The sequence below is a fragment of the Alcanivorax sp. UBA3183 genome (genome assembly GCF_002364155.1).
In the GTDB taxonomy this organism is placed as follows: Bacteria; Pseudomonadota; Gammaproteobacteria; order Pseudomonadales; family Alcanivoracaceae; genus Alcanivorax; species Alcanivorax jadensis.
Genome location: NZ_DEXN01000006.1, coordinates 266,837 through 286,322, shown reverse-complemented (window position 1 = coordinate 286,322; position 19,486 = coordinate 266,837). Strand labels below are relative to the sequence as shown.

The 19,486-nt window shown below is 56.3% G+C and carries 17 protein-coding genes; all 17 read right to left on the bottom strand.

Features of this window, described 5'->3' with window-relative positions; translation table 11 throughout:
- Positions 1-76 precede the first annotated feature (76 nt).
- Positions 77-1,174, bottom strand: a complete 1,098-nt coding sequence (locus B3Q33_RS02735) for a DegT/DnrJ/EryC1/StrS family aminotransferase (protein ID WP_273010237.1) — start codon at positions 1,172-1,174, stop codon at positions 77-79.
- Positions 1,171-1,635 (bottom strand): acyltransferase, encoded by a 465-nt coding sequence (locus B3Q33_RS02730; RefSeq protein WP_273010238.1) that lies wholly within the window; start codon positions 1,633-1,635, stop codon positions 1,171-1,173. Before B3Q33_RS02730 ends, B3Q33_RS02735 begins: the two co-directional genes overlap by 4 nt.
- Complete coding sequence (locus B3Q33_RS02725; protein WP_273010239.1) at positions 1,632-2,039, bottom strand: sugar 3,4-ketoisomerase; 408 nt, start codon at positions 2,037-2,039, stop codon at positions 1,632-1,634. Before B3Q33_RS02725 ends, B3Q33_RS02730 begins: the two co-directional genes overlap by 4 nt.
- Complete coding sequence (gene rfbC, locus B3Q33_RS02720) at positions 2,036-2,602, bottom strand: dTDP-4-dehydrorhamnose 3,5-epimerase (protein WP_273010240.1); 567 nt, start codon at positions 2,600-2,602, stop codon at positions 2,036-2,038. The genes B3Q33_RS02725 and rfbC overlap by 4 nt, the downstream gene beginning before the upstream one ends.
- Positions 2,603-2,604: 2 nt before the next feature.
- A complete protein-coding gene (rfbA, locus tag B3Q33_RS02715) occupies positions 2,605-3,483 on the bottom strand; it encodes a glucose-1-phosphate thymidylyltransferase RfbA (protein WP_273010241.1) in 879 nt (292 codons plus the stop codon).
- Positions 3,480-4,400 carry a dTDP-4-dehydrorhamnose reductase gene (gene rfbD / locus B3Q33_RS02710; RefSeq protein WP_273010243.1) on the bottom strand — a complete coding sequence of 307 codons (921 nt, stop codon included), beginning with the start codon at positions 4,398-4,400 and terminating at the stop codon, positions 3,480-3,482. Before rfbD ends, rfbA begins: the two co-directional genes overlap by 4 nt.
- A 5-nt stretch (positions 4,401-4,405) precedes the next feature.
- Positions 4,406-5,485 carry a dTDP-glucose 4,6-dehydratase gene (gene rffG, locus B3Q33_RS02705; protein ID WP_273010244.1) on the bottom strand — a complete coding sequence of 360 codons (1,080 nt, stop codon included), beginning with the start codon at positions 5,483-5,485 and terminating at the stop codon, positions 4,406-4,408.
- An 8-nt stretch (positions 5,486-5,493) separates the two neighbouring features.
- The gene (locus B3Q33_RS02700) at positions 5,494-6,522 is read right to left on the bottom strand and encodes an NAD-dependent epimerase/dehydratase family protein (RefSeq protein ID WP_273010245.1); all 1,029 of its coding nucleotides are present in this window, start codon (positions 6,520-6,522) and stop codon (positions 5,494-5,496) included.
- A 346-nt stretch (positions 6,523-6,868) separates the two neighbouring features.
- Positions 6,869-8,143 carry a Vi polysaccharide biosynthesis UDP-N-acetylglucosamine C-6 dehydrogenase TviB gene (gene tviB, locus B3Q33_RS02695; protein ID WP_273010246.1) on the bottom strand — a complete coding sequence of 425 codons (1,275 nt, stop codon included), beginning with the start codon at positions 8,141-8,143 and terminating at the stop codon, positions 6,869-6,871.
- Positions 8,144-8,628: 485 nt separating this feature from the next.
- Positions 8,629-10,848: a polysaccharide biosynthesis tyrosine autokinase gene (locus tag B3Q33_RS02690; protein ID WP_273010247.1), complete on the bottom strand. Its 2,220-nt coding sequence runs from the start codon at positions 10,846-10,848 to the stop codon at positions 8,629-8,631.
- A gap of 278 nt (positions 10,849-11,126) precedes the next feature.
- A complete protein-coding gene (locus tag B3Q33_RS02685) occupies positions 11,127-11,555 on the bottom strand; it encodes a low molecular weight protein-tyrosine-phosphatase (protein WP_273010248.1) in 429 nt (142 codons plus the stop codon).
- 2 nt (positions 11,556-11,557) lie between these two features.
- Positions 11,558-12,685, bottom strand: a complete 1,128-nt coding sequence (locus tag B3Q33_RS02680) for a polysaccharide export protein (protein WP_273010249.1) — start codon at positions 12,683-12,685, stop codon at positions 11,558-11,560.
- Positions 12,686-12,708: 23 nt separating this feature from the next.
- On the bottom strand, positions 12,709-13,962 hold the full coding sequence (locus tag B3Q33_RS02675) for a capsule assembly Wzi family protein (protein ID WP_273010250.1): 1,254 nt from the start codon (positions 13,960-13,962) through the stop codon (positions 12,709-12,711).
- 646 nt (positions 13,963-14,608) lie between these two features.
- Positions 14,609-15,244: an SDR family oxidoreductase gene (locus tag B3Q33_RS02670; protein ID WP_273010251.1), complete on the bottom strand. Its 636-nt coding sequence runs from the start codon at positions 15,242-15,244 to the stop codon at positions 14,609-14,611.
- 251 nt (positions 15,245-15,495) lie between these two features.
- Complete coding sequence (locus B3Q33_RS02665; RefSeq protein ID WP_273010252.1) at positions 15,496-16,020, bottom strand: lipocalin family protein; 525 nt, start codon at positions 16,018-16,020, stop codon at positions 15,496-15,498.
- 271 nt (positions 16,021-16,291) lie between these two features.
- On the bottom strand, positions 16,292-18,541 hold the full coding sequence (locus B3Q33_RS02660; RefSeq protein ID WP_273010253.1) for a molybdopterin-dependent oxidoreductase: 2,250 nt from the start codon (positions 18,539-18,541) through the stop codon (positions 16,292-16,294).
- 279 nt (positions 18,542-18,820) lie between these two features.
- Positions 18,821-19,264 carry an REP-associated tyrosine transposase gene (locus tag B3Q33_RS02655; RefSeq protein ID WP_273010254.1) on the bottom strand — a complete coding sequence of 148 codons (444 nt, stop codon included), beginning with the start codon at positions 19,262-19,264 and terminating at the stop codon, positions 18,821-18,823.
- Between the last annotated feature and the right edge of the window lie 222 nt (positions 19,265-19,486).

The window sequence follows — 19,486 nt, the reverse complement described above, 5'->3', positions numbered from 1 at the left end:
AAGAAATTGGCCCTTTTCATGTCAGTTAAAAATTTTTCTGTCATATAAAAACCATTAAAATCAACCTTCGCATATTTCAACACCACTCATTACACCCTTTTACGACAGCGTCGTTCATATATGTGGGCATGACCGGGGATATTGGCAAACTTAAAACTGATGTGTGCAAATCATTTGTTGTCGGCGATTCCGCTCTTAGTCCCGAATAAGCTTGTTGCTTGTGCGGAGGTATCGGATAGTGAATCTGTGTTGTAATACCTCTAGCTGACAGCCAATCTTTTAGTTCATCTCTCCTAGCGCATCGAATAACAAACAGGTGCCAGACATGGCTCTCTCGGCAAGGTACATATGGAAGCTGTATGCTAGGATTTTGAATTTTATTTAAGTAGTACTTTGCTGCACTTCTTCGCCGTTCAATCTCGTTCTCTAAGTAGTTTAGTTTCACTCTCAGCATGGCAGCCTGCATCTCATCAAGACGACTGTTTAAACCCTGGTAACGGTTTTCATATTTTTTGTGGCTGCCATAGTTACCTAAGGCCCGAATTGTTTTTGCCAATTCACCATCATCGGTAGTGACTGCTCCACCATCCCCTAGAGCTCCCAGATTTTTTCCGGGATAAAAGCTGAATCCTGCCGCATCGCCCCAGCTGCCGGCCTTCTGTCCGTCAATTGAGGCACCATGGGCCTGGGCGGCATCTTCCAATACAAGTAAATTCTGGGCTTTAGCCAGCGCCATGATTTCTTTCATGGGGGCGATCTGCCCGTAGAGATGGACGGCAAGAATAGCTTTTGTCTCTGGCGTAATGGCGGCTGCGGTCTTTTCAGGGCACAAGTTGAACGTGCTCTCATCCGGCTCAACCAAAACGGGCTTGAGCCTGTTTTCGGTAATGGCCAGGACACTGGCAATATAGGTGTTGGCAGGGACGATGACTTCATCGCCTTCCTTCAGCCTGCCCTGCTCTTTCCATGCTCGCAGGGTCAACGTCAGTGCATCCAATCCGTTAGCTACGCCAATGCAATGCTGCGTGCCGCAATAGTCGGAAAATTCCCTTTCAAAGGCCCCAACCTCCTCGCCCTGAATGTACCAGCCGGAGTCAATCACACGGGTGGCCGCTTCAACCAGTTCATCGCGGTATTGCTGATTGATGGCTTTCAGATCGAGAAATGGAATCATGTTTCAATATACCTGATCACTTTTGCCGGATTGCCTACCACGACTGCATCCGCGGGCACATCGCGGGTTACCACCGCACCGGCACCCACCATGGCACGCTCTCCAATCACAATCCCTGGTAGGATAGTGGCATTCGCGCCGATACTGGCGCCAGATTCAACAATAATCCCTTCGTATTTCTCCGGGTATTGTCTGGAGCGAGGCGTTGGGTCGTTTGTAAAGGTCGCGTTGGGGCCGATAAAGACATCATCACCAACCCGGGTGCCATCCCACAGGAACACACCGGACTTAACTGTGACTCTGTCCCCGATAATGACGTCACCCTCTATCAGAGTGTGCGCACACACATTGCAGTCATTGCCAATTTTCGCTCCTTGAAGAATGACAGCGTATTGCCAGATCCGGGTACCTGCGCCAAGTTCACAATCCGCTACGTCTGCCAAAGGGTGAAGAACGCTCACTGAGATACCTCTTTCATGAAATCCTCGTAATCCCGGATGTAATCTGATTCGTTGTAGTGCTCGCTGGCCAGAACCAACAGAACGCAATCCTCACTGAAGTCATGCATTTCCCGCCAGACCAAGTCTTCTATCACCAACCCACTAGTGGGTGAATCCAGCCACACTTCTTCACGTGTTTGACCATCATCCAGTACCATGCGGCATTTACCCGCCACACAGATGGCAACCTGCTTGAGGTTCTTGTGGGCGTGATACCCACGGCTCACGCCCTGCTCAGTGTGGTAGATGTAATACACGCGTTTGATATCGAATGGGACAGCTTTCTCCATGCCGATTTCCACGGCAACCAGGCTGCCGCGCGCATCACCCAGCGATTGAAAGTCTACCCATTTCACCAAGCTCATACCGCTGCACCTTCGAGATGGTATTTGTCCGCCTTTTCGAAACTGAGTGCCTGCGCATCCTTGGGAGAGACCAGTGGTTGCTCTCTATTGCGTAGCGGCCACTCTATGCCGGTTGTCTTGTCTGCCCAGTGAATGGCTCGCTCATGCTCCGGCGCATAAAAATCTGTGCACTTATACTGAAAATCAGCCGTTTCACTTAACACCAGAAAGCCATGGGCAAAACCCGGCGGCACCCAAAGCTGGTACTGGTTTTCTTCTGAGAGTATTTCCCCAACCCATTGCCCGAATGTCGGTGAGCCTTTGCGGATATCCACCGCCACATCAAACACTTCCCCCCATGTACAGCGCACTAGCTTTCCTTGAGGTTGTTTGATTTGGTAATGGAGGCCACGCAGAGTGTTCTTCACTGATCGGCTGTGGTTATCCTGCACAAAGTCGGCGTCAATCCCTGCTTCCTGGAACGCTTTCGAATTCCAGGTTTCCATAAAGAAGCCGCGCTCATCCCCAAAGACTTTCGGCTTGATTAGCTTGACGTCCGGGATCTGCGTTTCAATCACTTCCATACTTATTCCTGCTCCAGCAACTTCATCAGGTAAGCGCCATAGCTGTTTTTCTTAAGCAATTCCGCTTGTTCTTTCAGCTGGGTTTTGCTGATAAACCCCATGCGGTAGGCAATTTCTTCCAAGCAGGCGACCTTGAGCCCCTGACGCTTTTCCAGGGTTTCGATGTAGCCGGCCGCCTCGTGAAGGGAATCGAAGGTGCCGGTGTCCAGCCAGGCATAGCCGCGACCCAACAGCTGGACATTCAGATCGCCCCTTTCCAGATAGGCTTGGTTGACGGTGGTGATCTCCAATTCACCGCGATCCGAGGGTTTCACCTGTTTGGCGATGTCCACGACATCGTTATCATAGAAATAGAGCCCGGTGACCGCGTAATTGGATTTGGCGTTGGCGGGTTTTTCTTCGATGGATACTGCCCGCTTGTGCTCGTCGAACTCCACCACACCGAAGCGCTCCGGGTCAGAGACATGGTAGCCGAATACGGTGGCGCCGCTTTTCTGTTCGTTGGCAGCCTGCAACATCTGGGACAGGCCGGGACCGTGATAGATATTGTCCCCCAGTACCAAGCAGACAGGATCATCTCCGATAAATTCTTCGCCGATGATGAAGGCCTGGGCCAGGCCGTCCGGGCTGGGCTGGATGGCGTAGGTCAGCTCAATGCCGAACTGGCTGCCATCGCCCAGAAGACGCTGAAACCCGGCCTGGTCTTCCGCGGTGGTGATGATTAGCACTTCTCGAATACCCGCCAGCATCAGCACCGACAGCGGGTAATAGATCATCGGTTTGTCGTAGATGGGCAGCAGCTGCTTGGACACACCAATAGTCAGCGGGTACAGGCGTGTGCCGGAGCCTCCGGCCAGAATGATGCCTTTTCGGTTGGTCATAGTGCTTCCTTATTGGTTATTTCCTGGAGCATGCGTTCTACGCCCTGCTGCCACGGTGGCAGCTGGAGGCCAAATGTGCTTTCAAGTACTTGGCAGTCCAGTCGTGAATTCTTGGGCCGCTCGGCGGGCACCGGGTACTCCTCACTCGGGATGGGATTCACGGATTGCACTGCAAGGGGTATACCGGCTTTTTGTGCCCACTGGATGACAACGTTAGCGTATTGATGCCAGGAGGTTTCGCCACTGGCGGCCAGGTGGTACAGGCCCGCTGTTTGGGGCTGCCGTTGCCATTGGCGCAGTGCATGGGCGGTGACATCTGCGATCAAGTCTGCTCCTGTGGGTGCGCCGATTTGATCATTGATCACATTCAGGGTCTCGCGCTCTTTCGCCAGCCACAGCATGGTTTTGGCGAAGTTGTTGCCCCGGCTGGCATATACCCAGCTGGTGCGAAAGATCAGGTGGTGGCAGCCAGTTTCCTGAATGGCGGATTCAGCGGCCATCTTGCTTGCGCCGTAAACGCTGAGTGGCCCGACTTCATCGGCTTCTTTCCAGGGGGTGGTGCCGCTGCCATCGAAGACGTAATCCGTGGAGTAATGCACCAGGCAACCGCCCAGTGCCTGCATGGCTTTCGCCATTACAACCGGGGCTTCGGTATTGAGCCGGATTGCCAGCTCAGGCTCGTCTTCTGCCTTGTCGACGGCGGTGTAGGCTGCCGCATTGACGAGAATATCCGGTTTAACGGTGTCGATGGTGTGGCGCAGGCCATCCATATTGCTGATATCGCCACACAGACTATCCTGTCCGAAACGATCCAGCGCGGTGACCTTACCCAGCGGGGCCAGGCTGCGCTGGAGCTCCCAGCCGACCTGACCGTTCTTGCCAAGCAGTAGTATGTTGAGGGGGCGCATCCTTGCCATGGTGTTTAATTTGCCCCTGCTGCGGTGTGTGTGCCCAAGCGTTCGCGCCGGTAGCTGCCATCCTGTACCCGCTGGCACCATTCGCTGTTGTCTAGGTACCACTGTACGGTTTTGCGGATGCCGGTTTCGAAAGTTTCTTCCGGGGTCCAACCCAGTTCGCGTTCGATTTTGCTGGCATCGATGGCGTAGCGCAGGTCATGGCCGGGGCGATCCTGTACGTGGGTGATCAGATCACGGTATTCGTTGATGCCTGCAGGCTTGTTGGGCACCAACTCTTCGAGCAGGTCGCAGAGGGTGTGTACCACTTCGATGTTCTGCTTTTCGTTGTGGCCACCGATGTTGTAGGTCTCCCCGACTTTGCCTTCGGTGGCTACCTTGTAGAGGGCGCGGGCGTGATCTTCCACGTAGAGCCAGTCGCGTACCTGGGTGCCCTGCCCGTATACCGGCAAGGGTTTGCCTTCAAGGGCGTTGAGGATCATCAACGGGATAAGCTTTTCCGGGAAGTGGTAGGGGCCATAATTGTTGGAGCAGTTAGTGATCAGTGTCGGGAAGCCGTAGGTGCGCAACCAGGCGCGGACCAGATGATCGGAGCTGGCCTTGCTGGCTGAGTACGGCGAGCTGGGCGCGTAGGGGGTGGTTTCCGTGAACAGGTCTTCCGGGCCTTCCAGATCACCGTAGACTTCATCGGTGGAGATATGGTGGAACCGGAAGGCTTGCTGGGCGGCTTCTGCGAGCGCGGACCAGTATTGGCGCGCCGCTTCCAACAAGGTGTAGGTGCCGATGATATTGGTTTCCATGAAGGCTGCAGGGCCGTCGATGGACCGGTCCACGTGGCTTTCAGCGGCCAGATGCATCACCGCATCAGGACGGTGAGTACTGAACACCCGGTCCAGCTCAGCCCGATTACAGATATCGACCTGCTCAAAAACATAGCGGTCGCTGTCGCTGACCTCCGCCAGACTTTCCAGGTTACCGGCATAGGTGAGCTTGTCCACGTTCACGACACTGTCGTCCGTGTTCTCAATGATGTGGCGTATAACGGCGGAGCCGATAAAGCCGGCGCCGCCTGTGACCAAAATCTTCATGTTTTCTCTCATGCTTGCAGCGTTTTTACATACCAGGGCATAGCCTTGCCGATGCCATCGTAGATGCGGAATTGGGGCTCATAGCCCAGTATCTCTTGTGCCTTGCTGATGTCGGCCTGGGAGTGGCGAACGTCTCCTGCGCGGAAATCACGGTAAACAGGATCACTTTCATAGTTCACCCCACACTCTTTCAGGGCTGTTTTAAGCGCATCGAACAGGGTGTTCAGCGTGGTTCTGTCGCCCAAGGCCACGTTAAAGACCTGGTTTTTTGCTTCTGCCTCTGCGGTGGCCGCCAACAGATTTATCTGCACCACATTCTCGATAAAGCAGAAATCCCGGCTGGTTTCGCCGTCGCCATTGATGAACACGTCCTCGCCCTGGATCATGGCAGCGGTCCATTTGGGGATGACCGCGGCGTAGGCACCGTTAGGGTCCTGGCGTTTGCCGAACACGTTAAAATAGCGCAAGCCGATGGTGTTGAAATCGTAGGTGCGGGCAAATACGTCAGCATAGAGTTCGTTGACGTATTTCGTGACGGCATAAGGGGAAAGGGGCTTGCCGATTTTGTCTTCCACTTTGGGCAAACCGGGGTGGTCGCCGTAGGTGGAGCTGGAGGCGGCGTAGGTAAAGCTTTGCACGCCTTCGTCTTTGGCAGCCACCAGCATGTTCAGGAAACCGTCGATGTTGGCCTGGTTGGTGTTGATCGGGTCTTCAATGGAGCGCGGGACAGAGCCCAGAGCGGCCTGGTGGAGGACATAGTCCGCCCCGGTGACGGCCTTCTTGCAGTCGTCCAGGTTACGGATGTCGCCTTCAATGAAGGTGAAACGGGCCCATTGGCCTGCTGTGACTTCAGTCTGGACTTCATCCAGGTTGTGCTGGTGGCCAGTGACGAAGTTATCCAGACCGATGACGGTCTGGTCGAGGCGCAGCAGGGTTTCGAGCAGGTTGGAGCCGATGAAGCCCGCCACACCGGTGATAAGCCAGGTTTTGGGGCTGGCCTTGAGGTCTTGCTGGATCTGTTGGTAGCGGGTTGTCATGGTGGTTCCGTTGTTTGTTCGTTTAAACAAGCTTCTAGCTATGAGCTATGAGGAAACCCAAAACAGGGCTTCGCCCTGTTTGTCCTGGCCCTTCGGGACCCGCCCGCGGCGGTTCACGCCGCGAGCGGTGATTCGCTTCGCTCGCCCCTTCGGGGCCTTCGCCTCTCAAGCGAGGCTCCTACATTTTTTGTGGGAGCGGTGGTTCCACCGCGATTTGCCGGTTTTCTGTCATTTCGCGGTCGGACGACCGCTCCTACAAGAGAATCGCTTGCAGGCATACCCTGACGAGCAGAGAGAGCTCCTGGGGTTTTGTCTTTTACTCATAGCTCAAAGCTCACAGCTGCCTTTACAACCGTAGGTCCACCTCCTCCTTAGGGAGGATGTATTTCAGATCATAGAGGACGTGCTCTGCTTTGCCGAAGCCGCGGATGTCCGCGACGCCCATGGCTTTGAACTGGTTGTGGCCGACGGCGAGGATAATAGCGTCGTAGGCGCCCTGCTCAGGCTCTGCAATGGGGCTGATGCCGTATTCGTGTTCGGACTCTGCCGCGTTGATCCAGGGGTCGTGAACATCGACTTGGATATTGTAATCCTGCAATTCCCTGACCACATCGACCACGCGGGTGTTGCGCAGATCTGGGCAATTTTCTTTGAAAGTCAGCCCCATCACTAATACGCGTGCACCGTTGACCTGGATACAGCGATTAAGCATGGCTTTGACCAGCTCGCTGGCTACGTGGCTGCCCATGCCATCGTTGATGCGACGACCAGAGAGGATGATTTCCGGGTGATAACCGATGGCCTGGGCCTTGTGGGTGAGGTAATACGGGTCTACGCCAATGCAGTGGCCGCCCACCAGGCCGGGGCGAAACGGCAGGAAGTTCCATTTGGTGCCCGCGGCCTGAAGCACTTCTTCGGTGTCGATGCCCATGCGGCTGAAGATCATGGAGAGCTCGTTGATCAGGGCGATGTTCAGGTCTCGCTGGGTGTTTTCGATCACTTTCGCCGCTTCGGCTACGCGAATGCAGGAGGCCTTGTGGGTGCCGGCGGTGATAATGGAGCCGTAGAGCTGGTCGATCAGGTTAGCGATTTCGGGGGTGGAGCCGGAAGTCACCTTGGTGATGGTGGTAACGCGGTGTTCCTTGTCGCCGGGGTTAATCCGTTCCGGGCTGTAGCCGGCGAAAAAATCCTTATTAAACGCGAGGCCGGAAACGGCTTCGAGCACCGGAACACAGTCTTCTTCAGTGGCGCCAGGGTAGACGGTGGATTCATAGATGACGATGTCGCCCTTTTTCAAGGTCTTGCCGATGGTTTCAGAGGCCTTGATCAGTGGGGTGAGGTCCGGACGCTTGTGCTCATCAATGGGGGTGGGCACGGTGACGATGTAGACATTGCAGGCGTTCAGGGCTGCCGGATCGGCACTGAAGGTGAGCTGTTCGGCGCTAGCCAGTTCTGCATCGTCCACTTCCAAAGTCGCATCGTGGCCGTTACTGAGGGCGTCGATGCGGGGCTGGTTGATGTCGAAGCCAACCACCGGGCGGTGTTTCCCAAATTCCACCGCTAGCGGTAATCCCACATAACCCAGGCCAACAACGGCCAGTTTGATGTTTTCCAGTTCCATTTGGTCTCTCTTTACCTGATCTTTTTGCCCGCTGCCGGTGCCAGTTTGCTGTTCAGTGTTCGTCACGGCCCTTGGGGCCATTACCGGGTTCGCGCCGCCAGCGACGCTCCTACGGAAAACCATCGCTTGCAGGCAAGCTCCCACAGTGAACCTTGCTGTTTGTCTTTGTGGGAGCGGTGGTTCCACCGCGATTTCCCTAGTGTTCTGCCATTTCGCGGTCGAACTACCGCTGTTACACAACATTGCCCTTCGGGCCTCTGCCTGCGGCGGTTCGCACCTCGAGAGGTGTTATTCGCTCCGCTCACCCCTTCGGGGCCGCACTTCGTGCGTTCCTTCGCTGCGCTCTGGTCCTACGTGGCGCATCGGATGTCATTGCCCGTTGCATCCCTCGTGGATCGCGCCGCCAGCGACGCTCCTACGGCGAGGCGAGTGCTGTTTTATCTTCCCTTGCTGCTTGTAGCTTGTGGCTTGTAGCTGCCTTTCGCTTAATCTGTGCTTTTCCCGTATTCGTAAGCGTAGTAGCCGTATTCATTAGTGGCGCGGCGCTCCATACAGTTGAGGATGGCACCTTTGATGTCGACCTTGTTTTGGGCAAAGCGAGTTAGCGCAGCATCCACTTCTTTAATGGAATTCAAACCGAACCGTGTGACCAGCAGGCTGCTGCCAGCCAGCTGGCCGACGATGGCTGCATCTGTAACAGCCAGGATCGGGGGCGTGTCCACCAGAATCAGGTCGTAGTCGTCACTGAGCGAATCCATCAGCGTTTTGAAGCGTTCATGCATGAGCAGCTCGGAAGGGTTCGGTGGTGCCTTGCCGCGGGCAATAAAATCCAGCTTATCTACGATGGATGACTGAATAATGTCTTCCTTGGAGCTTTGGCCAGATAAATATGTCGACAAGCCGGGCTGGCTGGCGGCCTGGAAATAACGATGCAGATGTCCTTTGCGCATGTCAGCATCAATCACCAGTACCCGCTGACCTGTTTGCGCCAGAACTACGCCCAGATTGGCAGAAACAAAAGATTTACCCACTTCCGGGCTGGGGCCGGTGATCATCAGGATTTTGTTGTCCGCGTCCATCATGGCGAAGTGCAAGCTGGTACGCAGGCTGCGCAGGGCTTCGATTGCCAGATCAGTCGGGTCATCCAACGCCAGCAGGGCGATGGGAGAACCAACGATTTTTTTATCACGCGTACGACGCTGTTTAATGTTGGTGAGCCTGTTGGCTTTCACCTGTTTTTCGGACAGCGGTACCGTTGCGTAGACCGCAACCCCCTGCTCTTCCAGTTTGTCTGGAGATTCAATGCCTTTATTTAGTAGAGCCCTTAGCAGGACAATACCCGCCGCCCCCATGCCGCCCAACATCATGGCAATAACTGCAATCAGCGCCTTTTTCGGCTTGATGGGTGAAGGCTGAACCAGGGCCTTGTCGATGATGCGCACACTGCCCACGGTGCCGGCTTTGAGAATGCGCAGTTCCTGTGTTTTGTTGAGCAGGCCCACATAAATCTGCTGTGTCACTTCCACATCGCGCATAAGGCGCAGGATTTCCTGCTGAGTTTCCGGTAAATCCTTGATCTGGCTATCTAGTGATCGCTTCTGCTCGATCAGCGAGGCCTTTTGACGCAGCAGGCTCTGGTAGGCTGGATGCTCTTTGGTAAAACGTGTCGCCAGCTCCCCTTCCTTTGCTTTGAGCTCATTGATCTTGGCTTCGATATCGACACTTTGCTGAAGCACAGACTGGGTTTCCATACTCAAGTCTACCGATTCGCTTTGCAGGCGGTAGGCGTTAAGCTTTTCTTCAAATTCAGTAAGCTTGTCCTTGATCTTGGGTAGCTGATCACCGAGAAATTCCAGGCTGTTTTCGGCTTCCGCGGAGCGACGCTTCACGTTCTGAAGCAGGTAGGCTTCGCTAATGGCATCCAATATGGTTTTGATGCGCTGTTTATTCGGGCCCGTCATTTGAAGGCTAAGCATCCCGGTCTTGCCAACCTCCTGGATCGACAACGCGCTACGCAAGCCATTGATTGCAGTAACATCAGCAAGCCGGACCAGATTTAAAGATTCATTCCCGAGCTGCCACTCGTTGATCTGCAATTGAATGCCGCCATCTTCGCTTTTCAGTGTCTCTCCCACTGGTGAAGACGCTACTAAATCGTCATCCTGGTACAACGCCTGATTGCCATTCTCCTCGCGCAGCGTGAAGACTCGCCCTTGTAGCCGCTCTGGCACGGTGAAACTGCTTACTGTCACAAAGGTTTCGCTGTCTCGATAACCCGCAAAGAGGGGCTTGGGTACAAACGCCGGGGCTGAATCCGCGGCCATGAAACGGCCAATGAAAGGCGTACGATCAGGCAGCACCTGAATGTTCATCTTCAGTTGCTCGATGACCTCGCCCAACACCATGCGCGAACGCAGGATTTCAATTTCCGCAGCGGCAGAGGCTTCCTGCTCAAAGATCTGATTCAACTCAGACAAACCTGGAACGCCGCTGCTTTTCTTTTCGATTTGCAGCAACGTATCACCCTTGTAGATAGGGGTGGCTAACATGCCATAAAGGGTGCCCAACATCAGAGCAAAAAGAGCTGTACCAAGAATCAGCCACTTGTTGTCCAGCAGCAGGCCAAACAGATAGCCAAAGTCGATATCGTCATCGGAGGCATGGGGCTGTTGGTGGCGCTGTGCTGTGGTGCTGGTGTCTGCCATTCGTTATGTCCGTTGTATTTATAACTGTAGGAGTTCCGGTTATTCGCTGCGCTCACCCCTTCGGGGCCGCCTACCGACGTTCCTTCGCTACGCTTGGTGAGGGACGAAGGGTTCTGTCTTTGACTCTCTACACTTCTTGGCCTTCCGGCCAACGCCTTCGCGGTTTGTCCCTCGATAGGAACGCCTACGGGCTTGCTGCCCAATTTTTGCCGTAGGAGCTTGCCTGCAAGCGAATTGCCTTCGGACGCCCTTGGCGGTTCGCGCCTCAAGCGGCGCTCCTACAATTTTTTTTTCCAGGCCTCGGTGGCCGCTTCCATCATCGGATAGATCCGTTCGTACGCACCCCGGCCACGTTTGTAGGGATCGGGAATGTCATGTTTGCCATTCCAGTGGGTTAGCAGGAAGACTTTTCCAGTGGCTTCCGGAAACTTCTGGATTAGCCGCTCTTTCTGGGAGCTTTCCATGACCAGAATCAGATCACTTTCGCGGCACATTTCACCGGTGAGCTTGCGGGCCACATGCTCACCACAGCTAAGACCATTCTGTTCGGCCACCGCTCTGGCCGTAGATTCCATATCCCTGCCTTCCAGCCCGACCAGCCCAGCTGACATAATGGTGAGGGCGGGCGTTAACTCCTTGAGCATGACTGCCACTGTCGGACTCCGACAGATGTTTCCATCGCAAACCACTAAAATTTGATTGAACATGGTTAATTTCTAAGCGCCTCCTCAGTTCGACTGCCGAGGAATAGGGCGCTTACTGAAGGCAGAATCAGGCTAAGCACTCTGTTCCATTTGGCCAGCGGCGCTGCTGTGACGTAAACGATGTCTCGCTCCTGCAGACGGAAACTGTCCGCCAGCACCAGCGCTGCAGCATCCTTGGCATTGAGCTGATAAATGTCGATGCCATGTTCGGCTTCTGCCGATGCCTTGCGAAAAACGAAAACCCCTGAGGCATCGGACTGGCGCTGGTTAAAACCGCCATTTTCAGCCAGTGCCTCTGCCAGTGTCAGGCCATTGCGCCCCATTTTGAGACTGGACGCTTTCCCGACTTCACCCAGCACAAACACCTTGGCGTCTGTCACTGGGTTCACGTTCACCACATCGTTGGGCTGCAGCAATACATTCTGGCTGGTGTTGCCGTACTGGTAGATATCCCGCAGGGAGAGACGGTAGTCCTTGCCGTTGCGAGTCAGGACCACGCTGCTCCAGTCTGCCGACTGAGTCAGCCCGCCGGCCTCGCCAATGGCATCGATCAAACGGGTGGGGACATTGGTTACCGGGTACAGGCCCGGTTCATCTACTTCACCGGTGACATAAATACGCTTGTGACGGAAGGCGGCAATGGAGACATCTACCTGGGGATCTTCGATATAGCGTGACAGGCGTTCGGTGATCATGTCCCGGATTTCTGTCACCTTCAGGCCTTCAACATTCACGATACCCACATAGGGGTAAAAGATGGTGCCATCGTTGTGGACCCAGTTACCGGATTCAGCGGAGCTACGCAGAGAGCCTGCCGGAATGGTCAATTCCGGGTGATCCCAGACGGTGATCTGCAAAACATCACCGGGACCAACCTGATAGTCATACTCCTCGTCGGAGAGGTCGATTTCCTCAGGGACACCTCGGTCTACCGGGTGAGTATCCTGCTGATCGAGAATGCCCGTGCCAATGGCATGCACTTTCACCACATCCGGAAGCCGCTTACCCTGAGGGATTTCATCATCATCGATAAACCAGCCGGGTGTAGGGGAATGATATGCGCCAGGTACAACGGTACAACCCACCATCAGGGCAAACCCAAGAACCACAATTAATTTAACGGATGCTTTCATTAAAGCCTTCATTGTCTTATCAATCACCACGTAAAATCCCGGGTCCATTGCACCCCAACAGTCCACTGCTCCCGCTCCTCAAAGGGGGTAACTATGGGGTCTTCACTGGCGGACAGCAGCCAGTGTAAGGTGCCGCCCAGAAAAGGGGAGGCAATACGTAATTCTGCCAGAGCTACATCCTGCTCTTTCACGGACTGTAGAATAGGATAACCATCAGCCGGAACCTGAGCACGAATTACGCCGTCCTGATTCAATGTGGCCTGGGTCAGATGTAGGGCGACAACAACATCGCTAAGAAAATATTGTTGTATGCCAAAAGTTAATGCTCTGGCATCGCCTTCCCAAGTGGTCGCCATATTGCGCCCATAATGGCGGAAACCGGAACGGTAAGTGCCGTGCTCATAAGCGGTATTAAGCCGACGGTCGCTGATCCAGCTACCGGCTACGGTTTCAGTGGCTTCCACAAAAAAGCGCTGGGAGCCCTGACCGAAGTCAGTGACCATATCCAGGCCGGCCAGGGAGGAGAACTTGGAGGGTAGGCCGCCAGCTTCGTCTTCACCCATGAACTGGCCGTAAAGGCCAACTGGCATATCGCCGGGAGTGAGGGACAGGCGGAAGTCGAAACCGGCAATCTGGTTACTGGGATCCTGGCCTTCTTTCAGGCCGGAAGTCTGGCCGTTATCGCGGCCGATAACGGCATTCCAGAAGGCATCAAGATCCTGCGGCCGCCCTTCCCCGCCCCACTGGGCCAGGCGGGTCATGCCGATTTGCAGGGAATCCAGCGGGTTGAAGACGAAGCGCGCCCCCAACAAGAGTGCTTGAGGCACGGCGCGGTCATTTTCCAGCTGGCCGGCGATGACCTGCAGATCCCAGGGGCCGATCCAGCTTAGCCAGCGGCTTTCCGGTGCCAGCGGCATGTGCCGGGACATCCACAGGCCCGGTACCGGGCGGGCGTTGTTGGAGAGGGCCAGGGAGCTCTGCCAGCCCGGGCCCCACCAGCGATCAATGGCGCCGACGCCAAGCTGCCAGTTGCCGACGATGCCGGCCAGGTAAGTGTCGTCGAAGCGCAGGCGGGTATCGTCCCGCTCACCATCCACGTAGCCAATTGCCAGGTTTGCCGCCCAGTGCTCGCCCATACTATAGAGGGCGATCTGGCTGGTGGCTTCATCTTCTACCTGAGAGGAGAAACTGGTGTAGAGCGGCTCTTGAGTCGCGCCGCCGAGGGTCAATTGCGCGCCGGAAGAGGCCTTGCGGGTCTGCTCAAGGGCTTTTTGCAAATAAGCGGAGTGCTGGTTTTTACATTGGCTGACCTGGTCTGGGGATTGTCCCGCCAAGGCCACACGGTAACCTTTCATGAGCGCGGCCCAGCTGATTGGCCAGGTCAGGGTGATACCTTTGAGGCACCCCTGGCTTTGCAGGGCTTCAATGTGGTGGCGCGCCGTCAGGTCGCCGGCCTGAACCCAGGGGGTTGCCGCGTGAGAAGAGGCACTCAGGCCAATTACCAGGGCTCCGAGCCACTGAATTGGGGAGGAAGATAACCGCACTAGGACGTCCTATCCTTCTGGTGATGTACAACAAGTCGCGCATTATGCGTGCTAAATCTTGTCAGCTATATGACAAAGTGCGGCATTTTACAGTTTGTTTACCGTAATGCTAAGTGTTTACAACGCTGATTGAAAAGAATTCAGGCAGACGGCTGAGCCGAGCCCGTGAATAGTAGCGTAGAGGGCTTTCGGGGGGTAAGCGGCTTGTCTGACAAAGCGGGGAGCTTGTGCCTGAGCGACTCGGCAGGTTTACCAAACCGTTGGAGCCTTGCTTGCAAGGCGAAGGGCTGGAAGCCGGCGCCGTGCCTGGCCCAACGCTTTCGCTTTGCGAGCAAAGCTCCAACGGATTTTGGGGTTGGGCGGTCGCGGTTATTTTGACTCAGAGCGCATCGAGGGCTTCCCGGATGGGGGTTGGGCCGGCGATGACGTCGAACTCCCGGTTTTCCAGCTCGGATCGAGCAGTTTCAGAAAGCACGTTCGCCACATCTTCGCGAGATATATCACCAAAGTCTTTCAATTTCTCAGCAACCTTCACTTTTTCCAGGGGCGGCTCTTCGGTGAGCCGGCCGGGGCGTACGATGGTGTAGTTGAGCCCGCTGGCGCGCAGGTGGTCGTCGGCCTTGCCCTTGGCGGCGAAGTAATGACGCATTCTTTCCGGGCCGGACTCCGGGTCGTCGGCGCGCATGGAGCTGACCATGATAAAGCGCCCTACTCCTTGCGCTTTGGCCTGGTTGATCAGGCTGATGGCACCGTTCTGATCCACGTCGATGGTTTTCTCGGGGCCGGTGTGGGGGCCGGAGCCGGCGGTGAAGATGACTACATCCTGGCCTTCCAGGGCCTGGCGGCAATCCCCTTCCAGATCCGCTTCTACCACTTCATGGGCGCCCAGTATCTCCAGATCGGCTTTCTGGCGCAGATCGCGGACCATGGCGCGCACCTGAATGTTATCCGCCACCAGATGAGGGATCAGGCGACGACCGATTTTGCCGTTGGCGCCGGCGATCAAGACATTCATGGGGGCTCCTTGCTTGTCATGGCTGGTAGTTCAGTGATGGAGGGTTGGCGGTGGATTTCAAGGGGGTGGGGATAACGGAGCCGTTGGAACAACCGGATCCCAGCAACGCATGAAAAGCAGCCCGAAGGGCAAGCGGTGCGCTCCGTTGCCCGCCAATTCGCTTTGCGAGCAAAGCTCCAACGAGTGAGGGGCTTCAGGACTGGCGTTGGAGCCTTGCTCGCAAGGCGAAGGGGGCAAATCACCTCGGCAGGCTATTCATCCCACTGCTGGGGCACCTCCTGCAGCTCATCCAGGTTGTAACCCCGGTTGCGAGCGATGTTCTTGAGTTTGCTGTAGGTGGCGTCGCTGATATGTGGCTGGCGGGCCATGATCCAGAGGTAATCGCGTTTTTCACGGCCGATGATGGTGGCCTGGTAATCCTCGTCCACATACAGCACCCGAAAATCCGCCTTGAAGGGCCAGATAAAACGCATGCCCCAGATGGCCGGGTCCACATCGCTGACAAAACCGGTGGGGGTCATGCGCTTGAACTCCCCATCGAAACCGCCTTTGCGGAAGGTAAAGGTGGTGGCGATCTTGTTGGGCCCGATGCGTTTGTAGTTCTCCATCGCATTGTAGGCGCCCTTTTCAGGCAAGGTTGGGATGTTGGCGATCACATACCAGTCGCCCATGAAACGATCCAGGTTCAGATTGTCTGCGATCTGGATGGGGTCTTGCGGGTGGGTTTGGCAGGCTTGCAGCATGATCAGACTCACAATGATAAGGATGCGGCGCATTGGGATTCTCCTTTAAGCGTAGATTGCCGCAAGGTGGGACAAGGCGAGGTGAATGCGCTTTAGATGGAGCGGGTTTGTGAGGCACCGGATAACCGAAGCCCTGAAAGGTATTTTGTAGGAGCTATGCTTGCATGGCGAACGGGCCGGGGTTGTTCGCCATGCAAGCATAGCTCCTACAACTACAGCGCCTTAAGAGCATTGACGGGGGCCTGTGATCACATCCCCTGGCCGCAATGTGTTTTGCCGTACCTGCAACGCTCAAGCTTACGCACTACCCCGCCTTCTTCCGGCGCTTGGGGGCTTTGGCAGGTTCCACAGTTACCGGGATACCATTGAGCTGGGCCATGGCGGTGACGGCTTCCACGCGGTTGCTGCCGATGATGTCGTTGACGCTCTGGCCAGCCACGCGCCGGGCAACAGCGAGCAATACACCTTCGCGATCATGGCCCCAGCCGTGGGGCACGCTGATCACGCCGGGCATGATGTCGTCGCAAAGCCAGGCCGGCAGGGTAATGGTGCCGGCGGGAGTGCTCACCACCACGTCGTCACCCTCTGCCAAGGCCAGCCGTTTGGCATCATCCGGGTGGATCATGGCGTTGCAACGCCCCTTTCCTTTCACCAGCCGCTGGCTGTTGTGCATCCAGGAGTTGTTGCTGCGGATGTGGCGACGGCCAATCATCAGCATCTGCTCGGGCGCCACCGGTTTGGGCGCCGGCAGCCCTTGCAGAGCCCGGAAATAGAGAGCCGGCACCAGGTTGATGCGCTGATCCCGGGTGAACAGGCGCTCGGGGAGCATGGGTTCCAGTGGCCCAAGGTCCATGCCATGGGGTTCCGCCAGCAGCTTTTTCAGGGTCAGCCCCTTACGTTCACCTCTGAGCACCTTCCAGGCCACTTTGGGTAGCGAGTGCAATCCATCGCGGCGCAGGTCATCCAGCACCTTGCCGCCGGTGCCATAGGGCCCCAGCCGCAGGCCCAGATCCACCAGGCCGCGATCGCCCAGTTTGCGGACAAAGCGGTCGGTGGCGGCGATTTGCAGGCGGGTTTTACGGTCCCGGGCGCGCAGGCGATTGAGCCTGGTGGTGAGGCCGTTGAGGATCTCCCAGTCATGCAGGGAGCCTTCGGGTTTGGGCACCAGCGGCGGGGTGAACTTCACCACGTTGCGCACGGCCACGGCCTGGAAGATGGGGTCGAACTGGGCGTGTTCCAGCTGCCCGGTGGGCGGCAGGATGATGTCCGCGTGACGGGTGGTTTCATTGATGTAGAAGTCGATACTGACCATGAAATCCAGGTTGTTCAGGGCCTGATCCAGTTTCTGGCCATCCGGGCAGGACAACACCGGGTTACCGGCGTGGGAGACAAAGGCTTTTACCTGCCCCTTGCCCGGGGTCAGCATTTCATCGGCCAGGGTGGTCACCGGGAATTCGCCACCGAACTCCGGGTAGCCGTGCACCCGGCTGCGGTAGCGGTCGAAGCTGCCGGTGTCGCCGCTCAGGGCACCGAGGGCCACGATATCGAAGGCGGGCTTGGTGAACATGACGCCGCCTTCCCGGTCCAGGTTACCGGTAAGGATGTTGATCACATACACCAGCCAGGCGCTGAGGGTGCTATGGGCGCTGGTGGTGACACCCACGCGGGAGTAGATGGCAGCGCGCGGGGCTGCGGCGATGTCGCGGGCCAGCTTGCGGATGGCATCGGCGGGCAGGCCCACGGTGTCGGCCACTTTCTCCGGTTTCCAGTTGGCGACCAGGCGGGCCATGTCCTTTTTGCCATCGAGGATGTCGTCCAGCCGGCCCGGCGCCACCAGCAGCTCTTCGAACAATACCTGGGCGATGGCCAGCAACAGGTAAACGTCGGTGCCGGGGCGCACGAAGTGATGTTCGTCGGCCATCTTGGCGGTTTCGGTGCGGCGCGGGTCGATGACCACCACCTTGCCGCCGCGTTTCTGGATGGCCTTCAGGCGCCCTTTCACATCCGGTACGGTCATGATGGAACCGTTGGACGCGAGCGGGTTGCCGCCGATGATCAGAAAGTAGTCGGTGCGGTCCACATCCGGAATGGGAAACAGAACCTGGTGGCCGAACAGTTGCCAGGTGGCCAGCATATGCGGGAGCTGGTCGGCGGAAGTGGCACTGTAGCGCTGGCGGCTGCGCAAGGCTTTAACGAAGGGCAACAGGGTAAAGAGCGCGCCGTGGTTGTGGGCGGTGGGGTTGCCGAAGTAAAGGGCGACCGAGTCCTTGCCATGGACTTCCTGGATGTTATGCAGGCGCCGGGCGGTCTCGTCCAGAGCGTCATCCCAGCTGATCGGCACCCAGCCGTCGGCAGTGCGCTTCACCGGGTGGCGCAGGCGGTCTGGGTCGTTGTGCAGGTCCTGCAAGGCCACGGCCTTGGGGCAGATATGGCCTTTGCTGAACGGGTCGTCCTTGTCGCCACGGATGGCCAGAATCTCGTCACCGCGATGCTCGATCTCGATACCGCACATGGCTTCGCAGAGATTGCAGGTATGATAATGCGTCTGTTTCATCCGTGACCTCGTCCTGGCGCTATGGCTTGATGTGTTCTTGATAGCAGAGGAGCAAGGAGGATGCCATGATTTGTCGGGAAAAAAGGGCTGATGCCATTGGGGAGTGTCACAACCGGCCTGTTTGGTTGCCGGCCTATGCACATGTCAGAAGCGTAAGAGGCGGTTCGCCATGCAAGCATAGCTCCTACAACCGATCCTGCTGACCCAGCTCTCCCCGTAGGAGCTATGCTTGCATGGCGAACCGCCTTCATCCCGGACCATTAATAACCCGCTGATTTCTTAAAGCCAGGCCGCATTCCAATACGGGTACTCCCCTACCCGCTCAACCAGGCCGGCCCGGAGCGGGTTGGCAATAATGTATCTTGCCGTCGGCAAGAGATCCTTGTCAGCGCGCAGGGCATGATCATGAAACCCTCTCTGCCAGAGAGGAATCCCGGCAAGCCTGGATGTACGGCTTTTGATCATTCTGACAGCTTGCGACAACGTATAGGCATCCTGCAGGGAGAATAGCCAATGCATGTGGTCCGGCATTACGACATAACACCAGGTATGGCTGGCAGCTATCTGGTCGGAATATTGAATTGCCCTGCAAAGATGACGGGCTGTTTGATGGTTAAGAAAAAGGGGAGATCTTGCTGCAGTCACACAGGTGACCAGATAGGTTTGTCCGATCTGGCTGCATCGGCCTTTGCGCAGATTTTCACCCTGAAAGATTCTAGTCATGCCGCCAGTTTTCATTGCGTAGCGGGAAAGCGGTATCGGCAATATCTTATTTGCCTGTAGGAATGACGCTTTATGGCAGGGGTGATCCGAGGTTTGCGGAATGAATCGCCGATATCGTGTTATGGAACGGATGGGTATGGTTCGCCATGCAAGCATAGCTCCTACAAAACAAACGCACTGTCCGCTGTAGGAGCCATGCTTGCATGGCGAACGATTGGGGGC

Excerpts from the sequence above, each read along its gene's own strand:
- B3Q33_RS02735 (WP_273010237.1), bottom strand. The coding sequence starts at position 1,174 with ATGATTCCATTTCTCGATCTGAAAGCCATCAATCAGCAATACCGCGAT.
- B3Q33_RS02725 (WP_273010239.1), bottom strand. The coding sequence starts at position 2,039 with ATGAGCTTGGTGAAATGGGTAGACTTTCAATCGCTGGGTGATGCGCGC.
- rfbC (WP_273010240.1), bottom strand. The coding sequence starts at position 2,602 with ATGGAAGTGATTGAAACGCAGATCCCGGACGTCAAGCTAATCAAGCCG.
- rfbA (WP_273010241.1), bottom strand. The coding sequence starts at position 3,483 with ATGACCAACCGAAAAGGCATCATTCTGGCCGGAGGCTCCGGCACACGC.
- rfbD (WP_273010243.1), bottom strand. The coding sequence starts at position 4,400 with ATGGCAAGGATGCGCCCCCTCAACATACTACTGCTTGGCAAGAACGGT.
- rffG (WP_273010244.1), bottom strand. The coding sequence starts at position 5,485 with ATGAAGATTTTGGTCACAGGCGGCGCCGGCTTTATCGGCTCCGCCGTT.
- B3Q33_RS02700 (WP_273010245.1), bottom strand. The coding sequence starts at position 6,522 with ATGACAACCCGCTACCAACAGATCCAGCAAGACCTCAAGGCCAGCCCC.
- tviB (WP_273010246.1), bottom strand. The coding sequence starts at position 8,143 with ATGGAACTGGAAAACATCAAACTGGCCGTTGTTGGCCTGGGTTATGTG.
- B3Q33_RS02690 (WP_273010247.1), bottom strand. The coding sequence starts at position 10,848 with ATGGCAGACACCAGCACCACAGCACAGCGCCACCAACAGCCCCATGCC.
- B3Q33_RS02685 (WP_273010248.1), bottom strand. The coding sequence starts at position 11,555 with ATGTTCAATCAAATTTTAGTGGTTTGCGATGGAAACATCTGTCGGAGT.
- B3Q33_RS02680 (WP_273010249.1), bottom strand. The coding sequence starts at position 12,685 with ATGAAAGCATCCGTTAAATTAATTGTGGTTCTTGGGTTTGCCCTGATG.
- B3Q33_RS02670 (WP_273010251.1), bottom strand. The coding sequence starts at position 15,244 with ATGAATGTCTTGATCGCCGGCGCCAACGGCAAAATCGGTCGTCGCCTG.
- B3Q33_RS02665 (WP_273010252.1), bottom strand. The coding sequence starts at position 16,020 with ATGCGCCGCATCCTTATCATTGTGAGTCTGATCATGCTGCAAGCCTGC.
- B3Q33_RS02660 (WP_273010253.1), bottom strand. The coding sequence starts at position 18,541 with ATGAAACAGACGCATTATCATACCTGCAATCTCTGCGAAGCCATGTGC.
- B3Q33_RS02655 (WP_273010254.1), bottom strand. The coding sequence starts at position 19,264 with ATGACTAGAATCTTTCAGGGTGAAAATCTGCGCAAAGGCCGATGCAGC.